General features: G+C 72.2%; 21 protein-coding genes. 12 read left to right on the top strand and 9 right to left on the bottom strand.

The genetic code is table 11. The features are described from left to right. The first annotated feature begins 146 nt into the window (after positions 1–146). A complete protein-coding gene (locus ACLHRZ_RS18840; RefSeq protein WP_490419630.1) occupies positions 147–785 on the top strand; it encodes a LysE family translocator in 639 nt (212 codons plus the stop codon). A gap of 139 nt (positions 786–924) precedes the next feature. Next, a complete protein-coding gene (locus ACLHRZ_RS18835) occupies positions 925–2,130 on the top strand; it encodes a glycoside hydrolase family 27 protein (RefSeq protein WP_490419629.1) in 1,206 nt (401 codons plus the stop codon). A gap of 158 nt (positions 2,131–2,288) precedes the next feature. Here ACLHRZ_RS18835 and ACLHRZ_RS18830 read toward each other — a convergent pair whose 3' ends face one another. Then, the gene (locus ACLHRZ_RS18830; RefSeq protein WP_490419628.1) at positions 2,289–2,960 is read right to left on the bottom strand and encodes an HdeD family acid-resistance protein; all 672 of its coding nucleotides are present in this window, start codon (positions 2,958–2,960) and stop codon (positions 2,289–2,291) included. Between the two features lie 403 nt (positions 2,961–3,363). Here ACLHRZ_RS18830 and lanL point away from each other — a divergent pair, with 403 nt between their 5' ends. The 3 genes from lanL to ACLHRZ_RS18815 all read left to right on the top strand — a co-directional run bounded on the left by lanL (position 3,364) and on the right by ACLHRZ_RS18815 (position 6,800). Then, positions 3,364–6,072, top strand: coding sequence for a class IV lanthionine synthetase LanL (gene lanL, locus ACLHRZ_RS18825; protein WP_490419627.1), 2,709 nt, complete (start codon positions 3,364–3,366; stop codon positions 6,070–6,072). 77 nt (positions 6,073–6,149) lie between these two features. Then, the gene (locus ACLHRZ_RS18820) at positions 6,150–6,272 is read left to right on the top strand and encodes an ALQxL family class IV lanthipeptide (protein ID WP_490419626.1); all 123 of its coding nucleotides are present in this window, start codon (positions 6,150–6,152) and stop codon (positions 6,270–6,272) included. A 66-nt stretch (positions 6,273–6,338) separates the two neighbouring features. After that, positions 6,339–6,800, top strand: a complete 462-nt coding sequence (locus ACLHRZ_RS18815; protein WP_490419625.1) for a DUF5990 family protein — start codon at positions 6,339–6,341, stop codon at positions 6,798–6,800. On the opposite strand, the gene ACLHRZ_RS18810 is transcribed toward ACLHRZ_RS18815, so the two are convergent. After that, positions 6,789–7,619: a TIGR02452 family protein gene (locus ACLHRZ_RS18810; protein WP_490419624.1), complete on the bottom strand. Its 831-nt coding sequence runs from the start codon at positions 7,617–7,619 to the stop codon at positions 6,789–6,791. The two genes, ACLHRZ_RS18815 and ACLHRZ_RS18810, sit on opposite strands and share 12 nt — an antisense overlap. A gap of 233 nt (positions 7,620–7,852) precedes the next feature. On the opposite strand from ACLHRZ_RS18810, the gene ACLHRZ_RS18805 reads away from it, so the two are divergent. Beyond that, positions 7,853–8,242 carry an SSI family serine proteinase inhibitor gene (locus ACLHRZ_RS18805; RefSeq protein WP_490419623.1) on the top strand — a complete coding sequence of 130 codons (390 nt, stop codon included), beginning with the start codon at positions 7,853–7,855 and terminating at the stop codon, positions 8,240–8,242. Between the two features lie 12 nt (positions 8,243–8,254). Here the strand turns inward: ACLHRZ_RS18805 and ACLHRZ_RS18800 are convergent, their stop codons facing one another. The 5 genes from ACLHRZ_RS18800 to ACLHRZ_RS18780 form a co-directional block, all read right to left on the bottom strand. Then, positions 8,255–8,413, bottom strand: a complete 159-nt coding sequence (locus ACLHRZ_RS18800; RefSeq protein ID WP_490419622.1) for a hypothetical protein — start codon at positions 8,411–8,413, stop codon at positions 8,255–8,257. A 119-nt stretch (positions 8,414–8,532) separates the two neighbouring features. Next, a complete protein-coding gene (locus tag ACLHRZ_RS18795; RefSeq protein ID WP_490419621.1) occupies positions 8,533–9,492 on the bottom strand; it encodes a cytochrome c oxidase assembly protein in 960 nt (319 codons plus the stop codon). 78 nt (positions 9,493–9,570) lie between these two features. Next, positions 9,571–10,596 carry a 6-phosphofructokinase gene (locus ACLHRZ_RS18790; protein WP_490419620.1) on the bottom strand — a complete coding sequence of 342 codons (1,026 nt, stop codon included), beginning with the start codon at positions 10,594–10,596 and terminating at the stop codon, positions 9,571–9,573. A gap of 101 nt (positions 10,597–10,697) precedes the next feature. Continuing rightward, positions 10,698–11,426: a type 1 glutamine amidotransferase gene (locus ACLHRZ_RS18785; RefSeq protein WP_490419619.1), complete on the bottom strand. Its 729-nt coding sequence runs from the start codon at positions 11,424–11,426 to the stop codon at positions 10,698–10,700. A 26-nt stretch (positions 11,427–11,452) separates the two neighbouring features. Then, on the bottom strand, positions 11,453–12,691 hold the full coding sequence (locus ACLHRZ_RS18780; protein ID WP_490419618.1) for a DUF1727 domain-containing protein: 1,239 nt from the start codon (positions 12,689–12,691) through the stop codon (positions 11,453–11,455). 165 nt (positions 12,692–12,856) lie between these two features. Here ACLHRZ_RS18780 and def point away from each other — a divergent pair, with 165 nt between their 5' ends. After that, positions 12,857–13,423, top strand: a complete 567-nt coding sequence (gene def, locus ACLHRZ_RS18775) for a peptide deformylase (RefSeq protein ID WP_490419617.1) — start codon at positions 12,857–12,859, stop codon at positions 13,421–13,423. A gap of 126 nt (positions 13,424–13,549) precedes the next feature. Here the strand turns inward: def and ACLHRZ_RS18770 are convergent, their stop codons facing one another. Next, complete coding sequence (locus tag ACLHRZ_RS18770) at positions 13,550–14,194, bottom strand: TetR/AcrR family transcriptional regulator (RefSeq protein ID WP_490419616.1); 645 nt, start codon at positions 14,192–14,194, stop codon at positions 13,550–13,552. A 187-nt stretch (positions 14,195–14,381) separates the two neighbouring features. On the opposite strand from ACLHRZ_RS18770, the gene ACLHRZ_RS18765 reads away from it, so the two are divergent. The 4 genes from ACLHRZ_RS18765 (at position 14,382) to ACLHRZ_RS18750 (ending at position 17,737) form a co-directional block, all read left to right on the top strand. Beyond that, on the top strand, positions 14,382–15,611 hold the full coding sequence (locus ACLHRZ_RS18765; protein WP_490419615.1) for an acyl-CoA dehydrogenase family protein: 1,230 nt from the start codon (positions 14,382–14,384) through the stop codon (positions 15,609–15,611). Positions 15,612–15,848: 237 nt separating this feature from the next. Beyond that, positions 15,849–17,078 (top strand): S8 family peptidase, encoded by a 1,230-nt coding sequence (locus tag ACLHRZ_RS18760; RefSeq protein ID WP_490419614.1) that lies wholly within the window; start codon positions 15,849–15,851, stop codon positions 17,076–17,078. A 123-nt stretch (positions 17,079–17,201) separates the two neighbouring features. Beyond that, complete coding sequence (locus ACLHRZ_RS18755) at positions 17,202–17,501, top strand: globin family protein (RefSeq protein WP_490419613.1); 300 nt, start codon at positions 17,202–17,204, stop codon at positions 17,499–17,501. After that, positions 17,498–17,737 carry a hypothetical protein gene (locus tag ACLHRZ_RS18750; RefSeq protein ID WP_490419612.1) on the top strand — a complete coding sequence of 80 codons (240 nt, stop codon included), beginning with the start codon at positions 17,498–17,500 and terminating at the stop codon, positions 17,735–17,737. Before ACLHRZ_RS18755 ends, ACLHRZ_RS18750 begins: the two co-directional genes overlap by 4 nt. Before the next feature lie 6 nt (positions 17,738–17,743). Here the strand turns inward: ACLHRZ_RS18750 and ACLHRZ_RS18745 are convergent, their stop codons facing one another. Beyond that, positions 17,744–18,526, bottom strand: a complete 783-nt coding sequence (locus ACLHRZ_RS18745) for a 4'-phosphopantetheinyl transferase family protein (protein ID WP_490419611.1) — start codon at positions 18,524–18,526, stop codon at positions 17,744–17,746. Positions 18,527–18,939: 413 nt separating this feature from the next. Here ACLHRZ_RS18745 and ACLHRZ_RS18740 point away from each other — a divergent pair, with 413 nt between their 5' ends. Further along, positions 18,940–21,750 carry a helix-turn-helix transcriptional regulator gene (locus ACLHRZ_RS18740; protein ID WP_490419610.1) on the top strand — a complete coding sequence of 937 codons (2,811 nt, stop codon included), beginning with the start codon at positions 18,940–18,942 and terminating at the stop codon, positions 21,748–21,750. The last annotated feature ends 12 nt before the right edge of the window (positions 21,751–21,762 follow it).

Below are 21,762 nucleotides of genomic sequence, written 5' to 3'. Positions count from 1 at the left end.
TCCGGCCTCGGCGGTGCGCTTAGCATCGGTCCGCTCGGCGGAGTTGCCAAGCGGGGGAGTGCGCATAATTGCACCTGAGTTGTTTTCCATGTCGTCATCGGCTGCGGATTTCAGGGGCGACCGCCGGCCGTGCTTTCATGGCTCCCATGGTGCCCGGCGCCCGCATTCTCACCTTCGTGGCCGTGTCGTTCCTGGTCATCGTGATCCCCGGACCGAGCGTGCTCTTCGTCATCGGACGGGCGCTGGCGCAGGGGCGCCGTGCCGCCCTGGCGTCCGCCGCAGGAAGCACGCTCGGTGCTCAAGTGCTCATCGTGGCCGTGGCGTTCGGGGTCGGTGCCGTCGTGGAGCGCTCCGTCCTCGTGTTCACCGCGGTAAAGCTCGCCGGCGCCGCATATCTGGTGTGCCTCGGCGTACAGGCGTGGCGGCAACGCCGCTTGCTGCAGGCCGTGTTCACGGGCAGCGGGTCCCCGCGAGGGGATCAGCGCTCGGTCTGGGAGGGGTTCGTGGTCGGCGTGGCCAACCCGAAGACGATCGTGTACTTCACGGCGATGCTGCCGCAGTTCGTCGATCGCGACCGAGGGCATGCTGCAGCCCAAATGCTGCTGCTGGGCCTGGTGTTCACCGGTATCGGTGTGGTGTCGGACAGTGTGTGGGGACTGGCGGCGTCGAGCGCACGGGACTGGTTCGCCCGTTCGCCCCGGCGCCTCGCCCTGGTCGGCGGCATGGGCGGGCTCACGATGATCGGGCTTGGCGTCGGTGTCGCCGCGGCGGGACGGAAAGGCTGACGGAGGGGCTCAAGGGCTCCGTTGCTTTCGGTTATCTTCTGTTGCCCCTTGACTGGTTGTGTTGGTTTTGGTTCGATCCCCCCGCGCTCGACGCAAGGCATCAGATCCGTTCCCGGACCACCGGACCACAGGAGAACCGATGCGAAGAACGTGGGCTGCCCTGATCGCCGCCGCGCTGGCGGCGGCACCCCTGACGGCGCTGCCCCTCGCCGCCGCCCCGGCCACCGCCCTCGACAACGGCCTGGCCCGGACCCCGCCCATGGGCTGGAACGACTGGAACGCCTTCGGCTGCAACGTCAGCGAGAAGCTCGTCGAGCAGACCGCCGACAAGATCGTCAGCAGCGGGCTGCGGGACGCCGGGTACACGTACGTCAATATCGACGACTGCTGGATGGCGGGCGCCCGCGGCGCCGACGGCCGACTCGTCCCGGACCCGGTCAAGTTCCCGCACGGCATCGCGGGCGTGGCCCGCTACGTGCACGGCAAGGGCCTCAAGCTCGGCATCTACGAGAGCGCCGGCACGCTGACCTGCGCCCGTTACCCCGGCAGCCTCGGTCATGAGCAGCGGGACGCCGATTCCTTCGCCGCCTGGGGAGTCGACTACCTCAAGTACGACAACTGCCACAACCTCGGCATCCCGTCCCGGAAGCGCTACCAGGCCATGGGTGATGCCCTCGCCAGGACCCGTCGTCCCATCGTCTACAGCCTCTGCAACTGGGGCGAGGAGTCCGTGGCGAGCTGGGCCCGTCCCGTCGGCAACCTCTGGCGCACCACCGGTGACATCGACGCTTCGTACGGGCGGATGCTGTCCATCTTCCACGAGAACGTGAAGCTCGCCGACGCGGCCGGGCCGGGAGCCTGGAACGACCCCGACATGCTGGAGGTCGGCAACGGCATGACGCCGGCCGAGGACCGCACCGAGTTCTCGCTCTGGGCCGAGATGGCCGCCCCGCTGATCTCCGGCGCCGACCTGCGCTCGGCACGGGCCGACACCCTGGCCGTCTACGGCAACAAGGAGGTCATCGCCGTCGACCAGGACCGCCTCGGCAGGCAGGGCCGGCCGGTGAGCATGAAGAACGGCCTGGACGTGCTGGCCAAGCCGCTCGCCGACGGAAGCGTGGCGGTGACGCTGTTCAACGAGAACACCGCACCCGCCGTGATCTCCACCACCGCCCGCGACATCGGGCTGGGCCCCGCGCGCGGGTACGCCCTGCGGGACCTGTGGGAGCACCGCACCACCGAGAGTGCCGGGGCCGTCAGCGCCGCTGTTCCCGGCCACGGCACCGTCATGTACCGCGTGTCGCCCACCGGGACGCCGGGCCGGTATGCGCCGCACCCCGGCTGAACGGCCGGCGGCTCCGCTGCGGTGGCGGCCACCCTGCCGCCGGAACTGACCGCCCTCACGGCCTCCCCGTTCCGGCCCGGAACGGGGAGGCCGTGCGTCGGCTGCGGGCTCGTCGTGGCTTGGTCGCGCAGTTCCCCGCGCCCCTTCCGGACGCCTCCTCAGTGCTGAGGCCGTACGTGCCAGCGGTGGCCGCGCGTGGTGCCCGACGTGGCCGGCCGTGAGGTGCGGCCCAGGCGGGTGCGGAGCTGGATGCCGTGGATCACTTCGATCAGCCCGAGGGCGACCAGCAGGATGCCGGTGACCAGGGTGAGCACGGCGATCGAGTGGAACGGGGCGCTCACCATCACGATCCCGGCCAGGACGCTGAGGACGCCCAGGAACAGCTGCCAGCCCCGGGCGGGCAGGGCCGCGGTGGACAGGGCCACTCCCGTCAGCATGACGCCCCGGAGCAGCCAGCCGAACCCGATCCAGAGGGCGAGCAGCAGGATCGACTGCGCCGGACCGCGCAGGGCCACCAGGCCGAGCAGGACGCACAGACCGCCGCTGATGAAGCCCAGGGCGCGCAGATGCCCGGGGACGTGCTGCCCGAAGGCTCCCGCCAGCTGGAAGGCTCCGACGGCCAGCAGATAGATGCCGAAGAGGACACCGACCACGGTGAGACTGGCCTTCGGCCAGGCCAGGACGATGACGCCGAGGGCGACGGACACCACACCGGCGCTCAGCAGAATCTGCCAGCCGGCACGGGCCAACGCTTCCAGCGGACCGCCGGGCCCGAAGCCCTCCGGCTCCGTGCCGTGGTGTTCGCCGGGTGTGTGCGGGGAGGATGTCATGGCATTCGCCTCTCCTGAAGCCGGAAAGAGAACTTCAGCAGGCGGTCGACCGCTCCTTGTGTTCAGGCTTGCACAGGTTCCGAAGCGGCGGCAACAGCACGGGCCGGGCCGGGCAGCTCTTTTACGTCAGGTTGACCACCGGATGTTCGGCGGAATCCGGTCTACCGAAGCCCGTCGGTCCGTATGCGGAATCGACTGGCCAGCAGAGATCGCACGCGCGCGATGAAATGCGCGTGAAATTCCCGGAAATGAAGTCGATCATTCCTCTGGCCGCTTCTCCGTGGTCCATGCATGCGGTGCCGGAAGAGTCGGGCCGACGGGCGCCTGTGATGGCTATGTTGAGGAGTCGCACGAGCTGCCGGTGAAGGCGAACGGGCATGGATTTCCGGAAATGGGTGTGCTCATGACCTACGACGATCGCGAATTCCCGGGCGAGGCCTCGCTGCTTTCCGGGTGCGTCCGGGCGGCCCTCACCCGGCACGGTGCAGTGGAATGGCACGTCACCCGGGGGGACTTCTGGTGCCGCGTCGCGCCGTGCGACAGGCCGCCCAGGATCCAGGGCTGGAAACTGCACCTTTCCGCGACCCCGTTGTCCGCGCCGATCGTGCTCGCGCGGGCCGCGGACGTCCTCGTCGAGTACCGCTGCCCGTTCAAGTTCGCCGGAACCCTGGCGCGGGTGGCCGAACTGGTCTCGCGGGGATACGGCCGGGGCAGCGGCGGAAAGTTCATCACCGCCTATCCGGAGGGGGACGAGGCTCACCTCCGGGAACTGGCGGAAGAATTGCACCGGGTGACCCTGGGGCTGCCCGGGCCCGGTGTTCTCTCCGACCGTCCGTACCGGCCCGGCAGCCTGGTGCACTACCGTTTCGGGGTCCACGACGGGGTTCCCGTACTGGGCAACGACGGCTCCTACGAGGCCATGCTGATGGCCCCGGACGGAACACCGGCCCGGGACGAGCGCAATGCCTGGTTCTCCCCGCCGCGCTGGGCGCCCCGCGATCCGTTCGCCTCACCGTCCGCCGCGCCCGGCGGCACGGTTGCCGGAGCCGTCCGGCTCGACGGCCGGTACACCGTACGGGAGGTGATCCGGCACGCGTTCACGGGCGGGGTGTACCGAGCGACGGACGACGACACCGGCCTCCCCGTCGTCGTCAAGCAGGCCCGCCCGCACACCGGCGCCACCCTGAACGGCCAGGACGTGCGGGATGCGCGGCGGCGTGAAGCGGCGATGCTCGACCTGCTGGAACCGACGGGCATCGCCCCACGGGCGGTCGCCCTCTTCGAGCAGCAGAACGAGCTCTTCCTCGTCCAGGAGGAACTGCCGGGCGTCACGCTGCGCAGATGGGTGACCGAGAACATCGCGCACGACGACGACACTTGGGGCCCGCCGGACGACGTCGTGGAACGGATCGCCTGGCAATTGCTGGAACTCGTGGAGTGCATTCACGGCCACGGCCTCGTGTTACGGGACTTCAACCCCGGTAACGTCATGGTGCTGCCGGACGAGGAACTCCGCCTCATCGACCTGGAACACCTCGCCCGCCCGGGCGACCCGGTCACCCGCGTGTACACGCCGGGCTACGCCGCCCCGGAGCAGACCGGCTCCCCGCGCTTCGGTACGGCCCCCGAGCCCGCGGCCGACTACTTCAGCCTGGGCGCCACTCTCTTCTACGCCGCCACCGGCGTCGATCCCCAACTGCCGCCCGACCAGCCCGTCGTACGCCCCCTGCACCGGCGGATCCAGGAGTGGCTCGGCACCTTGTGCGCCGGCAATCCCGCTGCACACCGCCTCGCCCCCGCCATCGTCGCCCTGATGCACGACGACCCCGCCCAACGCCCCGGACCCGGCGCCGTGCGAGGCCTCCTCCGCGGCGGCACACCTTCGCGCACGGCGGCGCCCCGGAGCCCCGGCCGGCCGGGCGACGCGGAGCTGAAGCAGATGATCGGCGACGCGCTGGACCACCTCCTCGCCACGATGGACCCGGCCGCGCCCCAACGCCTCTGGCCGCCCTCGCCGTTCGGCGCCACGACCGACCCGTGCAACGTCAAGCACGGGGCCGCGGGCGTCCTGGGCGTACTGACCCGCGCGTACGAGTCCGCTCCGGACCCCGCGCTGCGGGAGGCCGTCCTCTCCGCAGCCCACTGGATCGGGCGCACGGTGGACCGCGAACCCCGCGCACTGCCCGGACTCCACTTCGGACGTTCCGGCACGGCATGGGCGCTGCTCGCAGCCGGCCGGGCCCTCGGTGACGAGGAACTGGTCGCCCGGGCACAGGAGCTCGCCGAGCGCGTACCGCTGCGCTGGCCCAACCCCGACATCTGCCACGGCGCGGCCGGGGCGGGCATGACCCAGCTCCGCTTCTGGGAGGACACGGGCAGCGACCGCTTCCTGAACCGGGCCCGGGAGGCCGCCGACGCGGTCGCGGCGGCGCGCGAGCGCCAGGAGAACCTCTCGTACTGGCCGGTTTCCCGCGGCTGGGCGTCCCGCCTGGCCGGCCTCGTCCACTACGGTTTCGCCCACGGGGTCGCCGGGGCCGGGGCGTTCCTGCTCGCCGCCGGCAGGGCCGCCCACGACAGCGGCCACCTCGCCATGGCCGCCGAAGCGGGGGAAACCCTGCTCGCGACGGCCCGGTTGGAGGACGGCGCCGCCTACTGGCCGGAGGGTCCCGCCGGCCGGTCCCCCAAGACGCACTGGTGCAGCGGGTCGTCGGGGATCGGCACCTTCCTGATCCGTCTCTGGCAGGAGACCCCGGACGACGGACTGCTCGAAGCCTGCCACCAGGCGGCCGTCGCCGTTCACCACTCCCGCCGGCACGCCGGCACCTCGCAGTGCCACGGACTGGCGGGAGACGGCGAGTTCCTGCTCGACCTCGCCGAGGCGACGGGACAGGACACGTACCGCAGCTGGGCCGAGGAACTCGCCGTGAGCATGCACGCCCGCCACGCCGTGCACGACGGCCGCATCCTCGTCCCGGACGAGACCGGCGTGGCCGTCTCCGCCGACTACAACACGGGGCTCGCCGGAGTGCTGGCCTTCCTGCTCCGCCTGCGGGACGGCGGCCCCCGCCTCTGGCTGCCCGATGTCTTCACCGTGACGCCCGGCGCCCGGTGACACCCGGCCGCTCCACGCCCGGCCCGCCCCGCCGGACGTGGAGGGACCCGACGCATCCCGAGAGGAGGTGACCAGACATGGCGAACGACGTGAACGTGCTGCAGATGCTTCCGTCCGAGGAGGAGTTCGAGGACACCGTCGACTGTCCGTCGAGCTGCTCGTGGAGCTGTTCGTGGAGCTGTTCCTGGACCAACATCTAGGCCGGTGAACGGCGCCGGTCCGCCCCGTGGCCGCACGGGGCGGACCGGCTCGCCCATACTGGCAGTATGCAACTGCGCATCGAAGCCCACACCTTGCCCGGCCGGCACTGCGGGCCCGGGCCCGGTTTCCCCGGGGCGGGCGGGATCGAGGTCGCGGTCCAGCGCAGGGACCGGCCCGCCGAACTGCTCGACCCGCAGCCCGGCGACGCACCGGCGGCGACGTGGACGCTTCCCTGCACCTTCACCGCCGACGGTGAACTGCGCGGCCCGTACGTGCAGAACCGGCTCGGCGGACGCTTCGTCTACCTCTCGTGGACCGGGAGGCAGCCGCAGGAGGAGACGCCCAGGATGTTCCGGCGCGCCAAGCTGATGCTCGCCGACGTGCCGCCCGAGGTGCTCGCCGAGGCGCGGCGGCGCGGTGCGCTGGTGGGCCGGCTCGCCCTCACCGACGCCGAGGGGCATCCGCTGTGCGGCCGGGTGCTGCCCCCGGCCGTCGAGTGGACCGCGAGCGAGCCGTCAGCCTTCTGACAACGGGAACTGCCGGGCGAACGCCCCTCGCACCGGCGAGTCCGTCCGCCGGTCCAGGACGGCGAAGACGACCCGTCCGAAGCAGTCCGCGAAGCGGCCCCCGCCCGTCAGGTGCGTGGCGAATGCCCTTGCCACGTCGGCCGGTTCGTTGCGGAAGACCCCGCATCCCCAGGCGCCGAGCACCAGTTGGCGGTAGTGATGTGCAGCCGCCACCTCCAGGACGCGTTCCGCGCGGGAGACCAGGACGCCCGGGACGCGGGCGCTCTCGTCCGGCGTGCGCTGGGCGATCACGCCCGCGTTGGGGGCCGGGGAGATGAGGAAGCCCGCCTCGAAGGGGGCGTCGAGGAGCGTGCCGCGGTCGTCCCGGAACACCGGGACGGCAGGGGAGTGGATCACGCGGTCGCTGTAGAAGGGGCTCGCGTCCGCCCGGTGGGCCGCGTAGAAGTCGGGGGCCTCGCGCAGGCAGGTGTAGAGGGCCGAGCCCCGGCACAACGCCTCCTCCTGTGCCTGCGCGCCGTTGAGATAGCCGCCGCCCGGATTGCGGGCCGAGGCGAAATCGAGGACCGCCACCGGGCCGGCCGCGGCCAGCCGCCGGGCCGCGTCCAGGCTGCCCTCCGCCGTCACCTCGAACCTCGTCGCGCCGGCCACCGGTTCCCACGCCGGTACGGCGACCGGCTCCGGCCCGTACAGCCGTGTCCCGCGCCGGGCCCGGGCCACCGCCTGCGCGATGTCCGTCCTTCGGCCGTCCGGTGCGGTCCAGCCGCCCGCGGCGACGATCCGCTCCGTCGCCTCCGCCATCTCGCGCAGCCGTGCACTCATCCGTCGGTTCCCCCTCCAGGCCGTGCCGAAGACACCGAGCGTACGGCCCGCCGCCCCTCCGCCGCGACGGCTTTTCCGCAGGTCACGCGGCCGCCGCCAACCGAGTGGCCGGGTCCCGCCGGACGGGCGACGCGGGCGGTGCGGCCGCTTGCCGCGGCGCGCCCGCGCGCGGTGGCCTGGCCCGCGACCCCACACCGCCCCGTACCCGTAACCCGTGCCCGGGAGGCCCGTCCATGTCCGTATGCTCCGCCGCGGCCGCTGCGGCGACCGCCACCGCCCTGCTCGCCCTGCCGCTCGTCCCGGCGTCGGCCGACGAGCAGGAGGAGGGGCGGCTCCTGCTGACCGTCTCCGGTGCCGAGCACAGCTGGATCCGCGGCGTCCGGCTCGGCTGCCCCGGGGCGCACGGACAGCACCCGCACGGGGCCGAGGCCTGCCGGGACCTGATCGCGGCCGGCGGACGGCCGGACGCGCTGCGCGGCGACCCGCACGCGTGCACCCTCGAGGACGACCCGGTGATCGCCACCGCGCAGGGGGAGTGGCACGGGCAGGACGTCCACTGGCGGAAGGCGTTCGGCAACGCGTGTGCGCTGGACGCCGCCACGGGGCCCGTCTTCCGCTTCTGACCCCCGGCGGGGTCACGTTCTGCGCGCCACCGCGGCCCCCGCCGTCGCCAGCCCCAGCACCACCCACGTGAACCACAGCCAGCCGTTGCTGCCGAGCGCGACGGAGTAGGCGGTCACCGCGATCAGCGCGCCCACCGTCAGCCCCGCCATCGCCTTGGTCGATCCGGGCATCCCGCACCTCCTCGACTGCGGCCCCTCACAGCCGTACAGCAGGCGTACACATGCGCGGACCGCGGCAAGGAGTCCATGGTCTCCCCGCCGCGGTCCGTCCGCCATAGGCCGGTGGCCGTCTACTGCTGCTCGCGCGCCCGGAGCGAGGCCAGGTAGGCGTTGTAGGCCGCCAGTTCCTTGTCGCCGTCCCGGGCCGCGTTGCGGTCGATCCGCTTCGCCTGCCGCTGCTCGGAGCGGTACCACTGGTAGACCAGCGCGATCAGCACCACGACCGAGGGGATCTCGCTGAACGCCCAGGCGATGCCGCCCGCCGCCGTCTGGTCGGACAGGGGGTCGATGCCCAGCGAGGCCGGCGGGTGCATGTACGTGCCGATCATGGGCTCGCTCGCCATCATCAGCGCGATGCCGAAGAACGCATGGAACGGCATGCCCGCGAACAGCTCCAGCATCCGCATCACGTAGCCCGGCCGGTGCGGGCCCGGGTCGACGCCCATGATCGGCCAGAAGAACACCAGGCCCACGGCGAGGAAGTGGACCATCATCGCGATGTGGCCGGTCCTCGTCTCCATGAGGAAGTCGAAGAGCGGGGTGAAGTACAGCGCGTAGAGGCTCGCGATGAACATCGGGATCGTGAACGCCGCGTGCGTGATGACGCGCATGTAGCGGCTGTGCAGCAGGGCGACCAGCCACTCGCGCGGGCCCTTGCGGCCGCGGCCCCCCGCGGGCAGCGCGCGCAGCGTCAGCGTCACCGGCGCGCCCAGCAGCAGCAGGATGGGGGAGAGCATGCTGATGACCATGTGCTGCACCATGTGCACGCTAAACATGACCATGCCGTAGTCGTTGAGCTTGGTGCACATCACCAGGGCCACCGACAGCACGCCCAGGACCCACGCGACCGTCCGGCCCACGGGCCACTTGTCGCCGCGCCGCCGCAGCCGCACCACGGCCCAGCCGTAGAGCCCCAGCCCCAGCAGGCTGCCGATCATGAAGAACGGGTCGCCGCTGAACTCCAGGCCCCGTCCCAGCGTGAACGGCGGCATGTCCATCATCATCATGCCGTGATGCCCGCTGTGATCCATCCACTCTCTCCCAATTCGGACCAATGCGCCTGGACCAGAGTAGAGGCGCACTCGCGGGTGATCAGCCGCGGGGTCGGCTCACAGCACGCACTCGACCTCGGAGTATCGGTCCTCCGGAACGGTCTTCAACTGCTCGACCGCATCGGCCAACGGCACCAGCGTGATGTCGTTGCCGCGCAGCGCCGTCATCATGCCGAACTCCTTGCGGTGCACGGCCTCCACCGCGTGCCAGCCGAAGCGGGTGGCCAGCACCCTGTCGTAGGCGCTGGGCGTGCCGCCGCGCTGCACGTGCCCGAGGATGACCGGGCGGGCCTCCTTGCCGAGCCGCTGCTCCAGCTCGACGGCCAACTGCCGTGCCACACCGGCGAACCGCTCGTGCCCGTAGACGTCCGTGCCGCCGGTCTCGAACGCCATCGTGCCCTCGCGCGGCTTCGCGCCCTCGGCCACCACGACGATCGCGAAGCGCTTGCCGTCGGCGAAGCGCTTGCCCACCACCTCGGTCAACTCCTCGATGTCGAAGGGCCGCTCGGGCACGACGATGGCGTGAGCGCCCGCGGCCATCCCGGAGTTGAGGGCGATCCAGCCCGTATGACGGCCCATCACCTCGACGATGAGGACGCGCTGGTGCGACTCGGCCGTGGTCTTGAGCCGGTCCAGGGCGTCGGTGGCCACCCCGACCGCGGTGTCGAAGCCGAAGGTCACATCGGTCGAGGTGATGTCGTTGTCTATCGTCTTGGGCACGCCGACGACGGGCAGCCCCGCGTCCGACAGCAGCCGGGCCGCCTTCAGGGTGCCCTCGCCGCCGATCGGGATCACGGCGTCGATGCCGAGGGCGGCGACGTGCTCCTTGGCGCGCTCGACGCCGTCCCGCAGCTGCGCGGGCTGCACCCGCGACGAGCCCAGGACCGTGCCGCCCGTGGCCAGGATGCCGGCCACGTCCTCCAGGCCGAGCGGCCGGTGGTCGCCTTCGAGCAGGCCCCGCCAGCCGTCGCGGAAGCCGACGACCTCGTCACCGTGGTCGACGACCGCACGGTGCACGACGGACCTGATGACGGCGTTGAGTCCGGGGCAGTCGCCGCCGGAGGTGAGTACACCGATGCGCATGACAGGGAACCTTCACAACAGGGCCGGAGACCGGACCCCGTCGTCCGGTTGGATCCCCGCCACCCTAATTCAGAAGGGGTGGCGGGGACCGCGACCGTCCGTCATGCGGGCTGTGTCGCCGCCGCGATCCGCTCGTTGCGCAGCGCCTCGTACCAGCGGTCGTCCACCGGCGGCAGGGCGTTGACGTCCAGCGCCAGCTTGATCAGCAGGTCCGCGATGTGCGGGTTGCGGGCCATGACCGGGCCGTGCATGTACGTACCGAAGACCGTGTCGTTGAACGCGCCCTCGGTGCCGTCGCCCGTGCCGTTGCCCTTGCCGAAGCGCACCCGGGCGAACGGGCGGGCCGCCGGGCCCAGGTGGGTGACGCCCTGGTGGTTCTCGAACCCGGTCAGCGGGGGCAGGCCCAGCTGCGGGTCGATGTCGGCGAGCACGTCGCCGACGCAGCGCTCGCCCTCGCCGCGGGTGCTGATCACGTCCAGCAGCCCCAGGCCCTGCTCGCGCCGGCCCAGGTCGTTGACGAACTCGTGGCCCAGGATCTGGTAGCCGGCGCAGACCGAGAAGACGATCGCGCCGTTGGCCACGGCCCGGTTGAGGCCGCCGTCGCGGCGCAGCCGCTCGGCGGCCAGCCGCTGCGGGCGGTCCTCGCCGCCGCCGATCAGGTAGATGTCGCCCGAGGTGGGGATCTGCTGGTCGGAACGGACGTCCAGGCGCTGGACGTCCAGCCGGCGCTGCTGCGCCCGCCGCTCCAGGACCAGGGTGTTGCCCTGGTCGCCGTAGGTGCTGAGCAGGTCGGGGTAGACCCAGACCACGCGCAGACTGTTCTGGCTCATGCTCACAATCCTTCCGTGCTGGGTCTTCAGTTGCCGACGCGGCGGCGGACGTCCTGGAACGCCGTGTAGTTGGCGATCAGCTCGATCCGGCCGGGCGGCGCCGACTGCACGGCCTCGTCCACGGTCTCGCAGACCCGGAAGTCCACGCCGGCGACCTCCAGGCGCACCGCCAGGTCGAGCTTGCGGTCGCCGATGACGAAGATCGGGTGCCCGGCGAGCCGGGTGTAGTCGACGTCCCACAGCCAGGAGGTGTCGGTGCCGTCCGCGCCGCGGGCGTTCACCGAGAGGATCACCGGGGCGGGGGGCCCGTCGATCAGGGAGAAGGTCTCCAGCCAGCCGGCCGGGTTCTTCGCCAGCAGCAGCCGGACGTCGCGGCCCAGGAAGCTCACGGTGTCGTACCGGCCGGCCACCGCCTGCACCTGGTACATCCGCTCCAGCGCCACCTGCGGCGGCACGCCGAAGGTCGCGGCCACGGCGGCCGAGGTGGTGGCGTTGGCCTTGTTGGCCCGGCCCGGCAGCTGCAGGTGGATCGGCCACGCCGAGCCGTGCGGGTCGAGCACGTAGTCGCCGGACAGCGCCCAGCTCGGGGTGGGCCGGCGGAAGCCGCACTCGCCGCAGAACCAGTCGTCGCCGGGGCGCTGCATCACGCCGCCGCACGACGGGCAGGACCAGGCGTCGTCCTTCCACTCCTGGCCGACCGCCACCCACACCACGTTCGGCGAGGAGGAGGCGGCCCACACGATCAGCGGGTCGTCCGCGTTGGCGATGATCACGGCCTTGCAGCCGGTCAGGCCCTCGCGCCACTTCTCGGCCAGCATGCGGGTCTCCGCGGCGCGGTCGAGCTGGTCGCGCGAGAGATTCAGCAGCGCTATGGCCTTGGGATTCACGTCCCGCGCGACGCCCGCCAGGTACTTCTCGTCCACCTCGATCACGCCGTAGCGCGCGTCCGAGCCGCCGGCCAGGGCGGAGGTGATGCCCGCCGGCATGTTGGCGCCCAGGGCGTTGGACACCACCGGTCCGCTGGCCCGCAGCGCCTCGGCGATCAGCCGGGTCGTGGTGGTCTTGCCGTTGGTGGCGGACACCAGGACCACGTCCAGGTGGGTCGCCAGCCGGGCCAGCAGGTCGGGGTCGAGCTTGAGCGCGACCTTGCCGCCGATCACCGATCCGCTGCCGCGCCCCGCGGCCCGAGACACCGCCGCAGCAGCCTTGCCCGCCGTCACGGCCAGCTTGGCCCGCGGCGACAGCGGCCCCGTGTTGCCTGCCATCGTCCTAGATCCTCCTTGCATCGGCGCCGGGCCCGATCCTGGTCCGCCGGTGGAACGCTCCCCCCGTGCCGAATCGCCGGCCAGGAGGCCTCGGTCGGGGATCAGCCTATCGAGATCCCGGCGGGGGCCCGAACCGGCCGCCTGCAGGAACGTACTCTTGAGCCCATGTGCAGAGGCTCGATACCCGGCAGTTCCGGACAAGTCAGACCCATGAGGCTCCTCGGGGACCGGGTTCTGGCCGCCCCCTGTGCCGAGGTCACCGAGTTCGGCCCGGAGCTGGCCCGTCTTGTCGAGGACATGTTCGCCACGATGTACGCGGCGAACGGGGTCGGGCTCGCCGCCAACCAGGTCGGGGTGGGGCTGCGGGTCTTCGTCTACGACTGCCCCGACGACGAGGACGTGCGGCACGTCGGCCACGTGGTGAACCCGCGGCTGGTCGAGACCGGCGGCGTTTCGCTGCGCGGGCCCGAGGGGTGTCTTTCGCTGCCGGGCCTCGAAGCGGGGACCGAGCGCTTCGACGAGGCCGTCGTCGAGGGGGTCACCCTGGAGGGTGCGCCGGTGCGCGTGCGCGGCACCGGGTTCTTCGCCCGGTGCCTGCAGCACGAGTGCGACCACCTCGACGGCGGGCTCTACGTCGACCGGCTCTCGGGGATGCGCCGGTGGCGCACGCTTCGCGCTGCGCGCCGGGCTTCGTGGGCAGGGTGTACGGAGCTGCTGCGCACGGCTCCGTAGTGTGGCGCCCCGGCCCCGTCAGGGGTGCACCCGTCGTCGTACGGGTGCAGGCCGTCTCTGGTTGCTCGCGCAGTTCCCCGCGCCCCTGACGGGGCGCGGTCACCCGGCGCCGGGAGGGGCCGACCGTCAGAAGCCCGGGCCCCCCGCGAGGTCTCCGGCCATGGCCAGGCGACCCCAGAGAAGGTCGGCGAGGTGGCGGACCAGCCTCCCGCGAGGGAACGGGCGCTCGCGGAGCCACCAGTCGCCCGCGGCGTGCATCATGCCCACGATCCCGTGTCCCCAGGCCCGCGCCAGCTCCCCGCCGTCCGGGCCCAGGTCGACCCGTTCCGCTATCACCTCGGCCAGTTCCTCGCCGAGCCGCCGCAGCAGCGGCGCGGAGTGCTTCCCCACGTCGAAGCCCTGCTCCGAGAGTGACTCCTCCTCCGCGGGATGCATCAGGAAGCGGTACACCTGGGGCCGCGCCTCGATGGCCGCGAGATACGTGTCGAGCGTCGACTCGACCCGCTCGCGCCGGCCGACGGGCGCGTCGAGCGCCGCGCGCAGCCCGTCCAGCAGTGCCTCGGTGTGCCGTGCGGCGAGCGCCCGGTAGAGCCCGCCCTTGTCGCCGAAGTGCCGGTAGAGGATCGGCTTGGTGATCCCCGCCTCGGCCGCGATGGCGTTCATCGACGCCCCCGGCCCGTCCCTCAGCACCACCCGGTCCGCGGCCTCCAGCAGCTCCTTGCGCCGCTGTTCCGCCGCCCGCTGTTGATCGTCCCGCTGGCTGGTCTCCATATGACGTGCCTCCCCGCCCCTGTGGTTCATGGCGTCACGCCCCGTGGTGGTGCATGACGCCTGCGCAACGTAACACCCGCTCCACGCAACGGATTCGAGGGGCGGGCGGAGGCAGCGGCCTCTTGACGCCTCCTACCGACGGGTAACATACTCGCGTTACCGATGGTAACGATGGCTGGGAGGGGACATGGCCGAGTTCGCCCTGGAGCTGAACGACGATCAGAAAGCCGTCCGGGACTGGATTCACGGCTTCGCCGCCGACGTGATGCGGCCGGCTGCTGCCGAGTGGGACGAGCGGGAGGAGTTCCCCTGGCCCGTCGTGCAGGAGGCCGCCAAGATCGGTCTCTACTCGCTCGACTTCTACGCCCAGCAGTTCTTCGACCCCACGGGCCTGGGTATCCCGATGACTTTGGAGGAGCTCTTCTGGGGCGACGCGGGCCTGGGCCTGGCGATCACCGGCACCGCCCTGGCGGCGGTCGGCGTCCTCTCCAACGGCACCGACGAGCAGATCGGCACCTGGATACCGCAGATGTACGGCGACGCCGACGACGTGAAGGTGGCCGCCTTCTGTTCGTCCGAGCCCGACGCCGGTTCGGACGTCGCGGCGATGCGCACCCGCGCCGTGTACGACGCAGCCAAGGACGAGTGGGTGCTCAACGGGGTCAAGACCTGGGCCACGAACGGCGGCATCGCCAACGTGCACGTGGTCGTCGCCGTCGTCGACCCGGAGCTCGGCCCGCGCGGCCACGCCTCGTTCATCGTGCCGCCGGGCACGGCCGGGCTCTCCCAGGGGCAGAAGTTCAAGAAGCACGGCATCCGCGCCTCCCACACGGCCGAGGTCGTCCTGCGGGACGTCCGCGTGCCCGGCAGCTGTCTGCTCGGCGGCAAGGAGAAGCTGGACGAGCGCCTGGCGCGCGCTCGCGAACGTGCCGGCGCAAGCGGCGGCGAGCGCGTGAAGAACGCGGCCATGGCCACGTTCGAGGCCTCCCGCCCCGCCGTGGGCGCACAAGCGGTCGGCATCGCCCGGGCCGCGTACGAAGTGGCCCTGGACTACGCGCAGACGCGGGTGCAGTTCGGCCGCCCGATCATCGACAACCAGGGCGTCGCCTTCCAACTCGCCGACATGCGTACGCGGATCGACGCCGCCCGGCTGCTCGTCTGGCGCGCGTCCTGGATGGCGACCGCGGGCAGGCCCTTCACGGCGGCCGAGGGCTCGATGTCCAAGCTGTTCGCGGGGGAGACGGCGAAGTCCGTCACGGCACAGGCGATGCAGATCCTGGGCGGGAACGGCTACACCCGCGAATACCCCGTGGAGCGGATGCACCGGGATGCCGCCATTTACACGGTATTTGAGGGGACGAGCGAGATCCAGCGGCTCGTCATCGCTCGGGCGGTTTCCGGTGTGCCGATCCGTTAAGGGGCTGTGCTCTCCCGGCAGTTGAATGCGGCACGTTTCCAAAATGCCGTCGTTCAAAGGGATTTGTAGTTACGCAATGACGTTGCCTATCTCACACCTCCTCGTGAAGGTTTGATCTGAGCGTGTCAAGCCTGACAGGGTCGTGGGCACCCGGACGCGGATCATCCGCTGTTCCGGGTGTTGTTGCGCGTGCACCGCGCAATCCCCCACGCAACCGCACGAGGAGGAACCCTCGTTATGGCAACCCACAAACGCACCGGGAAGCGACGTCTCGTTCTGGCGATAGCCACCGCGACCGCCGCAACGGCAGGAGCCACGCTGCTGGTCCTGCCCGCCGGTGCATCGACGCCCAAGGAGGGCACCGTCTACGGGACGGAAGCCCAGGGCGCCATCGACGGCAGCTACATCGTCATGCTGAAGGACGGCAAGGGCATGGCTGCCGCCCAGGCCACCGGCAAGGAGAGCAAGAACCTCGCCGAGCGGTACGGCGGCAAGGTCAACCGCACCTACGCCTCGGCGATCCACGGCTTCTCCGCCAGTGGGCTGGACCGGACCGCCGCCAAGCGGCTCGCCGCCGACCCGGCCGTCGCGAAGGTGGTCCAGAACCACCGCTTCACCATCAAGGCCACCCAGGAGAACCCCCCGTCCTGGGGTCTGGACCGGATCGACCAGACCGAGACCAAGGGCGACGGCAAGTACACCTACCCGGACAGCGCGGGTGACGGTGTCACCGCCTACGTCATCGACACCGGCGTGCGCATCAGCCACAAGGACTTCGGCGGGCGCGCCTCCTACGGCTTCAACGCCATCGACAACAACGACAACGCGGACGACGGCAACGGCCACGGCACGCACGTCGCGGGCACCATCGCCGGGACCCAGTACGGCGTGGCCAAGAAGGCGAAGATCGTGGCGGTCCGGGTGCTGGACGCCCAGGGCTCCGGCTCCACCGAGCAGGTCGTCGCCGGCATCGACTGGGTCACCAAGAACCACAAGGGCCCCTCGGTGGCCAACATGAGCCTCGGCGGCGGCGCGGACGAGGCCCTCGACGCGGCAGTCTCCAAGGCCATCGCCTCGGGTGTCACCTTCGCCGTGGCGGCGGGCAACGAGTCCACCGACGCGGGCAACAGCTCTCCCGCCCGGGTCAAGGAGGCCATCACGGTCGCCTCCAGCACCAAGGACGACCAGCAGTCCGACTTCTCCAACTTCGGCAGCGTCGTCAAGCTGTACGCCCCCGGCACGGACATCACGTCCGACTGGAACGACAGCGACTCCGGCTCCAAGACCATCTCCGGTACGTCCATGGCCACCCCGCACGTGACGGGCGCCGCCGCGGTCTACCTCGCCGAGCACAAGGACGCCACCCCGGCACAGGTACAGTCGGCACTGGTCGCGGCCGCCACCCCGGACAAGATCTCCAACCCGGGTGCGGGCACGCCCAACAAGCTGCTGCGCGTCACGAAGTAGCACTCGGAGCAGTACCCCGGCCGGCCGCTGCGCCCCACCCCCACGCGGGCGCGGCGGCCGTGCCGTGCCCGGTGCACCGTCCGTTACGGTGTCACCGACGAACCGCCGACGTCAGGAGGACCGATGACCGCCGGCCAGCCGTGGACGATCGACAGGATCGGCCACGCCCTGCCGCACCCCGAGTTGCGGGCCACCTTCATGCGCGAGGTGTCCTTCACCGACGTGCGCGAGATCGGCGCCGTCCTCGAACGGTGGGTCGCCTTCGTCGAGGCCTTCGAGGCCGAACGGCCCCGGCTGGAACAACTCCGGGAGCTCGTCCACGAGAACGGCCGGCCACCCGCCGCCTATACGGCGGGTCTCATCGACGTCACGCCGGACGAACTGCACTCCGCCGCCGACCGCAACAGCCGGGGTGCCGCGTGACCTACCGGCTCCGCATGGACCCGACGCTCCACCACTCCTACAAGGGGCTGCCCGACGAGCCGCGCCGCGACCTCGCCGTGTGCCTCCTCGACGCCCTGATCGATCCCGCCGCCCACTCCGCGCCGTACGGCGTCGACGACGGCATCATGCGGATCATCGCCCGCGGCCGGGTGGCGGGCGTCATCCTCATCGGCGCCGACACCATCACGCTGGTGCAGCTCACGCACGTCGGCTGAAGGCCGTCAGGAAGTGACGCGCAGCCCCTCGGGGTCGAGCCGCTTCACCTCGTAACGGCTGGTGAGCGGGCCGCGTACGGCGGCGGCCGCGTGGCCCGCGCCGACCGGGACGTCGACGACGGTCCAGCCCGCGGGCCAGGAGGGCGTGCCGGGGCCGCCGTTGCCCAGGTAGTCGAGGTCGGGGGAGCGGCCGAGGCCGGTGCCCAGGCCCTTGAGGTAGGCCTCCTTGCGCACCCAGAGCCGGGTGAAGACCGCGGGGCGGCGCACCGCGGGCGCGGCCATGACCTCGCGGTGCTCGGCGGGGTGGAGCGCCTGGGAGACCTGCTCGACGGTGTGCGCGGCGGCGAGCTGCTCGGTGTCGACGCCCACCGGGGCGGCGGCCACGCCGACGAGTACGAGGTTGCCGCCGTGGGACATCGAGAAGTGCGGTGCCCCGGCGGCCTGTACGGCGGGCCGGCCGTGCGGTTTGCCGCAGCACGGGCACGGTTCGCGGGTGAACTCCACCTCGCCGGGCGCGATGCCCAGGTAGGCGCCCAGCACCCGGCGCAGCATGAGGTGCGCGGCCACGTACTTGGCGCGGTCGAGGTCGTGGACGAATGCCTCGGCCCGTTGGCGTTCGCCCGCGTCGAGCGGGGAGCGGTCGAGGTCCGCGGAGAGCAGCCAGGCGTCGGGGGCGTGCAGCAGCCAGAGGTCCAGGGCCCCTTCGGCGGGCGTGGCCGGGGTGTCGGGCCAGGGCACGGCGGGGGAGAGGTCCGGACGGAGGGCGGCGGGGTCCAGGTGAAGCTGCACGGGTCGCTCCGGTGTTTCGGTGACGGCGCTTTCGGCGGCGGGGTCGTACCCGGCCGGACGGGCAGAACGACGCAGCGTACCCGAGTCATATGTCCGGCGGATATCGGGTACGCCGGACACGAGCATTTTCGGGCTCAATCCGTCACGTCATGATCACGTATGGACACGACGCAGGCGGGTCACATCCTGGGCGCAAACGGAAGTGAGGCGATCGACTTCGGCCATGCGCCGCCTTTATTCTGGCTCAAACGTGGTGGGTGGTCACGAGTTCCCCTGTTACCGTCGTTTCGGATCTTGGTCGTGCAAGTCGGCTCTTTCGAGACCCACTTGCGGAACGTCACCGGACAATCCGGCATCTTCCCATACGACCAGGCGCCAGAGGTCGCGTGTGGCTTCATGAAAGAGGAAACACTGTGGCGGTCACCCTCGAGACAGCATGCGGGAGCGAACAGCTCTCCCCCCGGATCCCCGTAGGCCGCTCCACCGAACTGAACACCCTGCTGCGGCAGGCCGCCCGGGCCCGGGCGGGCGCCGCCCGCGCCGTCCTCGTCCGCGGCCCGGCCGGAATCGGCAGAACCAGCCTGCTGTCCGCCGTCGCCGAACGCCTTCCGGCCGAGGGGGTGACCGTACGGCGCTTCGGCGGACGCCCCGACGAGAACGACGGCACGGCACCCCGCCGCGCCGTCGACGTGCTTCTCGCCCCGCACTCGGCCTCCGACCCCGTCCCCGCCGACCCGCACGCCGACCGGCGCCGCCTCCACCGGCACCTCCTCGGCCTGCTGTCCACCGGCCCGCTGGCCCTCGTCGTCGACGACGCCCAGTGGTGCGACGAAACCTCCCTGCGCTCCCTCGACTTCGTCCTGCGCCGGGCCGTCGGCCGCCCCCTGTTCGTCCTGCTCTCCCAGCGCACCGACTGCGAGGGTCCCGGCACGCCCGTCCTCGCCGAACTCCTCGCCCACGACCGCTGCGCGCTGCTCGAACTCGGCCCGCTGGACCGGACCGAGACCGTCCGCATGATCGACCGTACCCTCGGCGGTCCCGTCGACGACCTCTTCGTCCGGCGCTGCACGGAGGTCAGCGGCGGCAACCCGCTCGTGCTCGGCCGGCTGCTCGCCGGGCTGCGCGGCGCCGGAGTCCGCCCCGACACCGCCGGACTGCGCCGGCTCGGAGCGGTGTACGAGAGGATCCTCGCCTCGATGATCCCGGACTTCCTCGCCGGACAGCCGCGCCACGTACGCCGGGTGGCGATCGCCCTGGCCGTCCTCGGCCGCGGCGAGACCGACCTGCTCGGCGCGCTCTGCGGCGTGACCGGCACCCGCGTCGGGTCCGCCCTCGGCGACCTGCGCCGGGCCGAGGCCGTCCTCCCCGGCGCCCCCGCCGAGATGCGCGACGCCATCCGCGAGGCCATCCTCGCCGGCATCGCCACGCCCACGCTCCAGCAACTGCGCGTGCGCGCCGCCCGCGTCCTCAGCGACGCCGGACGCCCCGCCGCCGAGGTCGCCGACCAACTCGTGCTCCTGGACCGGCTCGACGAGCCCTGGATGCTCGCCGTGCTCCGCGACGCCATCGCCGAGTCCCCCAGCCGGGCCGCGACCCGGGCCGCCGTCCGCTGCCTGCGCCGCGCCCTGGAGTCCCGGCTGACGGCCGCCGAACGCAAGGACGTCCACGTCGAACTGGCCCGGGCCTCCGTCCCGACGGCCCCCGCCACCGCCCTGTGGCACCTGCGCCAGGCCCTCGCCTCCGCCGCCGGCCCCCGCGAACAGGCGCCCATCGCCGTGGAGTACGGCATGGCGGCCCTCGGCACCCGCTGCGCCCCCGACGCCGTCCGCGCCCTCGGCCACGTCCTCGACGGCCTCACCGGCGAACTCGGCGCCGACCCCGCACCCGCCGACCGCGAGCTGCACACCACCGTCGCCTCCGCCCTGCTGGTGACCGCCGCCAACGACAGGACCGCGATGTCCGTGGTCCGCGAACGGGCCGCCGCCTGGCCCGTGCCCCAGGGGGACAGCCCCGGCGAACGCCAACTGCTCTCCGCCCTGAGCACGTTCGCCGCGCTGGACGGCCGCCCCGCCGACCAGGTGACCGCCCTCGCCCGGCGGGCCCTGCGGGTCGAGGAGGCGGCCCCCGCCGGCTGGTGGGTGCTGGGCTCCTCCCTCGTCCTCTCCCTGACCGACGCCGTCGACGAGGCCCAGGCCGGCCTGGAGCGCTCGCTGTCCAACGGCCAGGCGTGCTACGCGCCGTGGATGCAGGTCGCGGCCCTGGCCATCCGCTCCGTCACCCTGCACGGCACCGGCGACGTCACCGGCGCGCTGCACGACGCACAGGCCGCCGTCGCCCTCGCCGAACAGACCGGGATGACCGGTGCCGTGCCCCTGTCCCACATCGCCCTGGGCAACGCCCTGCTCTCCCAGGGCGAGGCCGAGCGGGCCCGCACCGTCCTCGACCGGATCGCCCGCGCCGGCGGCAACCTGGAGGCGCGCATCTGGGAGTGGCACCAGTACCTCTACGCCCGGGGCCGGGTGCTGCGCGAACTCGGCGACCTGGACGGTGCCCTGGACGCCTGGCAGCGCTGCGGGCACAGCCTGGACGAGGCCGGGGTGGCCAACCCCGTGCTCGCCCCCTGGTGGCTGCCCGCCACCGACACCCTCGTCCGGCTCGGCCGCTCCGCGGAGGCCGCCGCCGTCGCCGAGCAGGCCCAGGTGCGGGCACAGCGCTGGGGCACCCCGCGCGCCCTCGGCCTCGGCCTGCTCGCCGCCGCCACCGTGGCCCGCGGCCGGGCCCGGCTGCAGCTGCTCGCCGAGGGCGTCGACGCCCTCGCCGCCTCCCCGGCCCGCCTGGAGCTCGCCAAGGCCGAATACCTGCTGGGCCGCGAGCTGCTGGGCCACGACGACGCCCGCGGGGCCCGCCGCCACCTGCGCCGCGCCATCGAACTGGCCACCCGCTGCGGCTACCACGTCCTCGCCGCGCTCGCCCGCGAACTGCTGGTCACCGCCGGCGGCCGGATGCCGCAGCTCGCCGCCAGCCCGCTCGACTCCCTCACCGAGAGCGAGCGCCGCGTCGCCGCCCTCGCCCAGGGCGGGGTCAGCAACAAGAAGATCGCGGAGGCGCTGTTCATCACCACCCGTACCGTGGAGATGCACCTCACCAACGTCTACCGCAAGCTGGCCGTCCGCGGCCGCGCCGACCTGCCCGGCGGCCTCGGCCTCGCCGTTCCGGGCCACTGACCCGACGGGGGG

It is taken from the genome of Streptomyces sp. AM25 (assembly GCF_058146165.1).
This window is presented reverse-complemented; position numbering and strand designations above follow the sequence as displayed.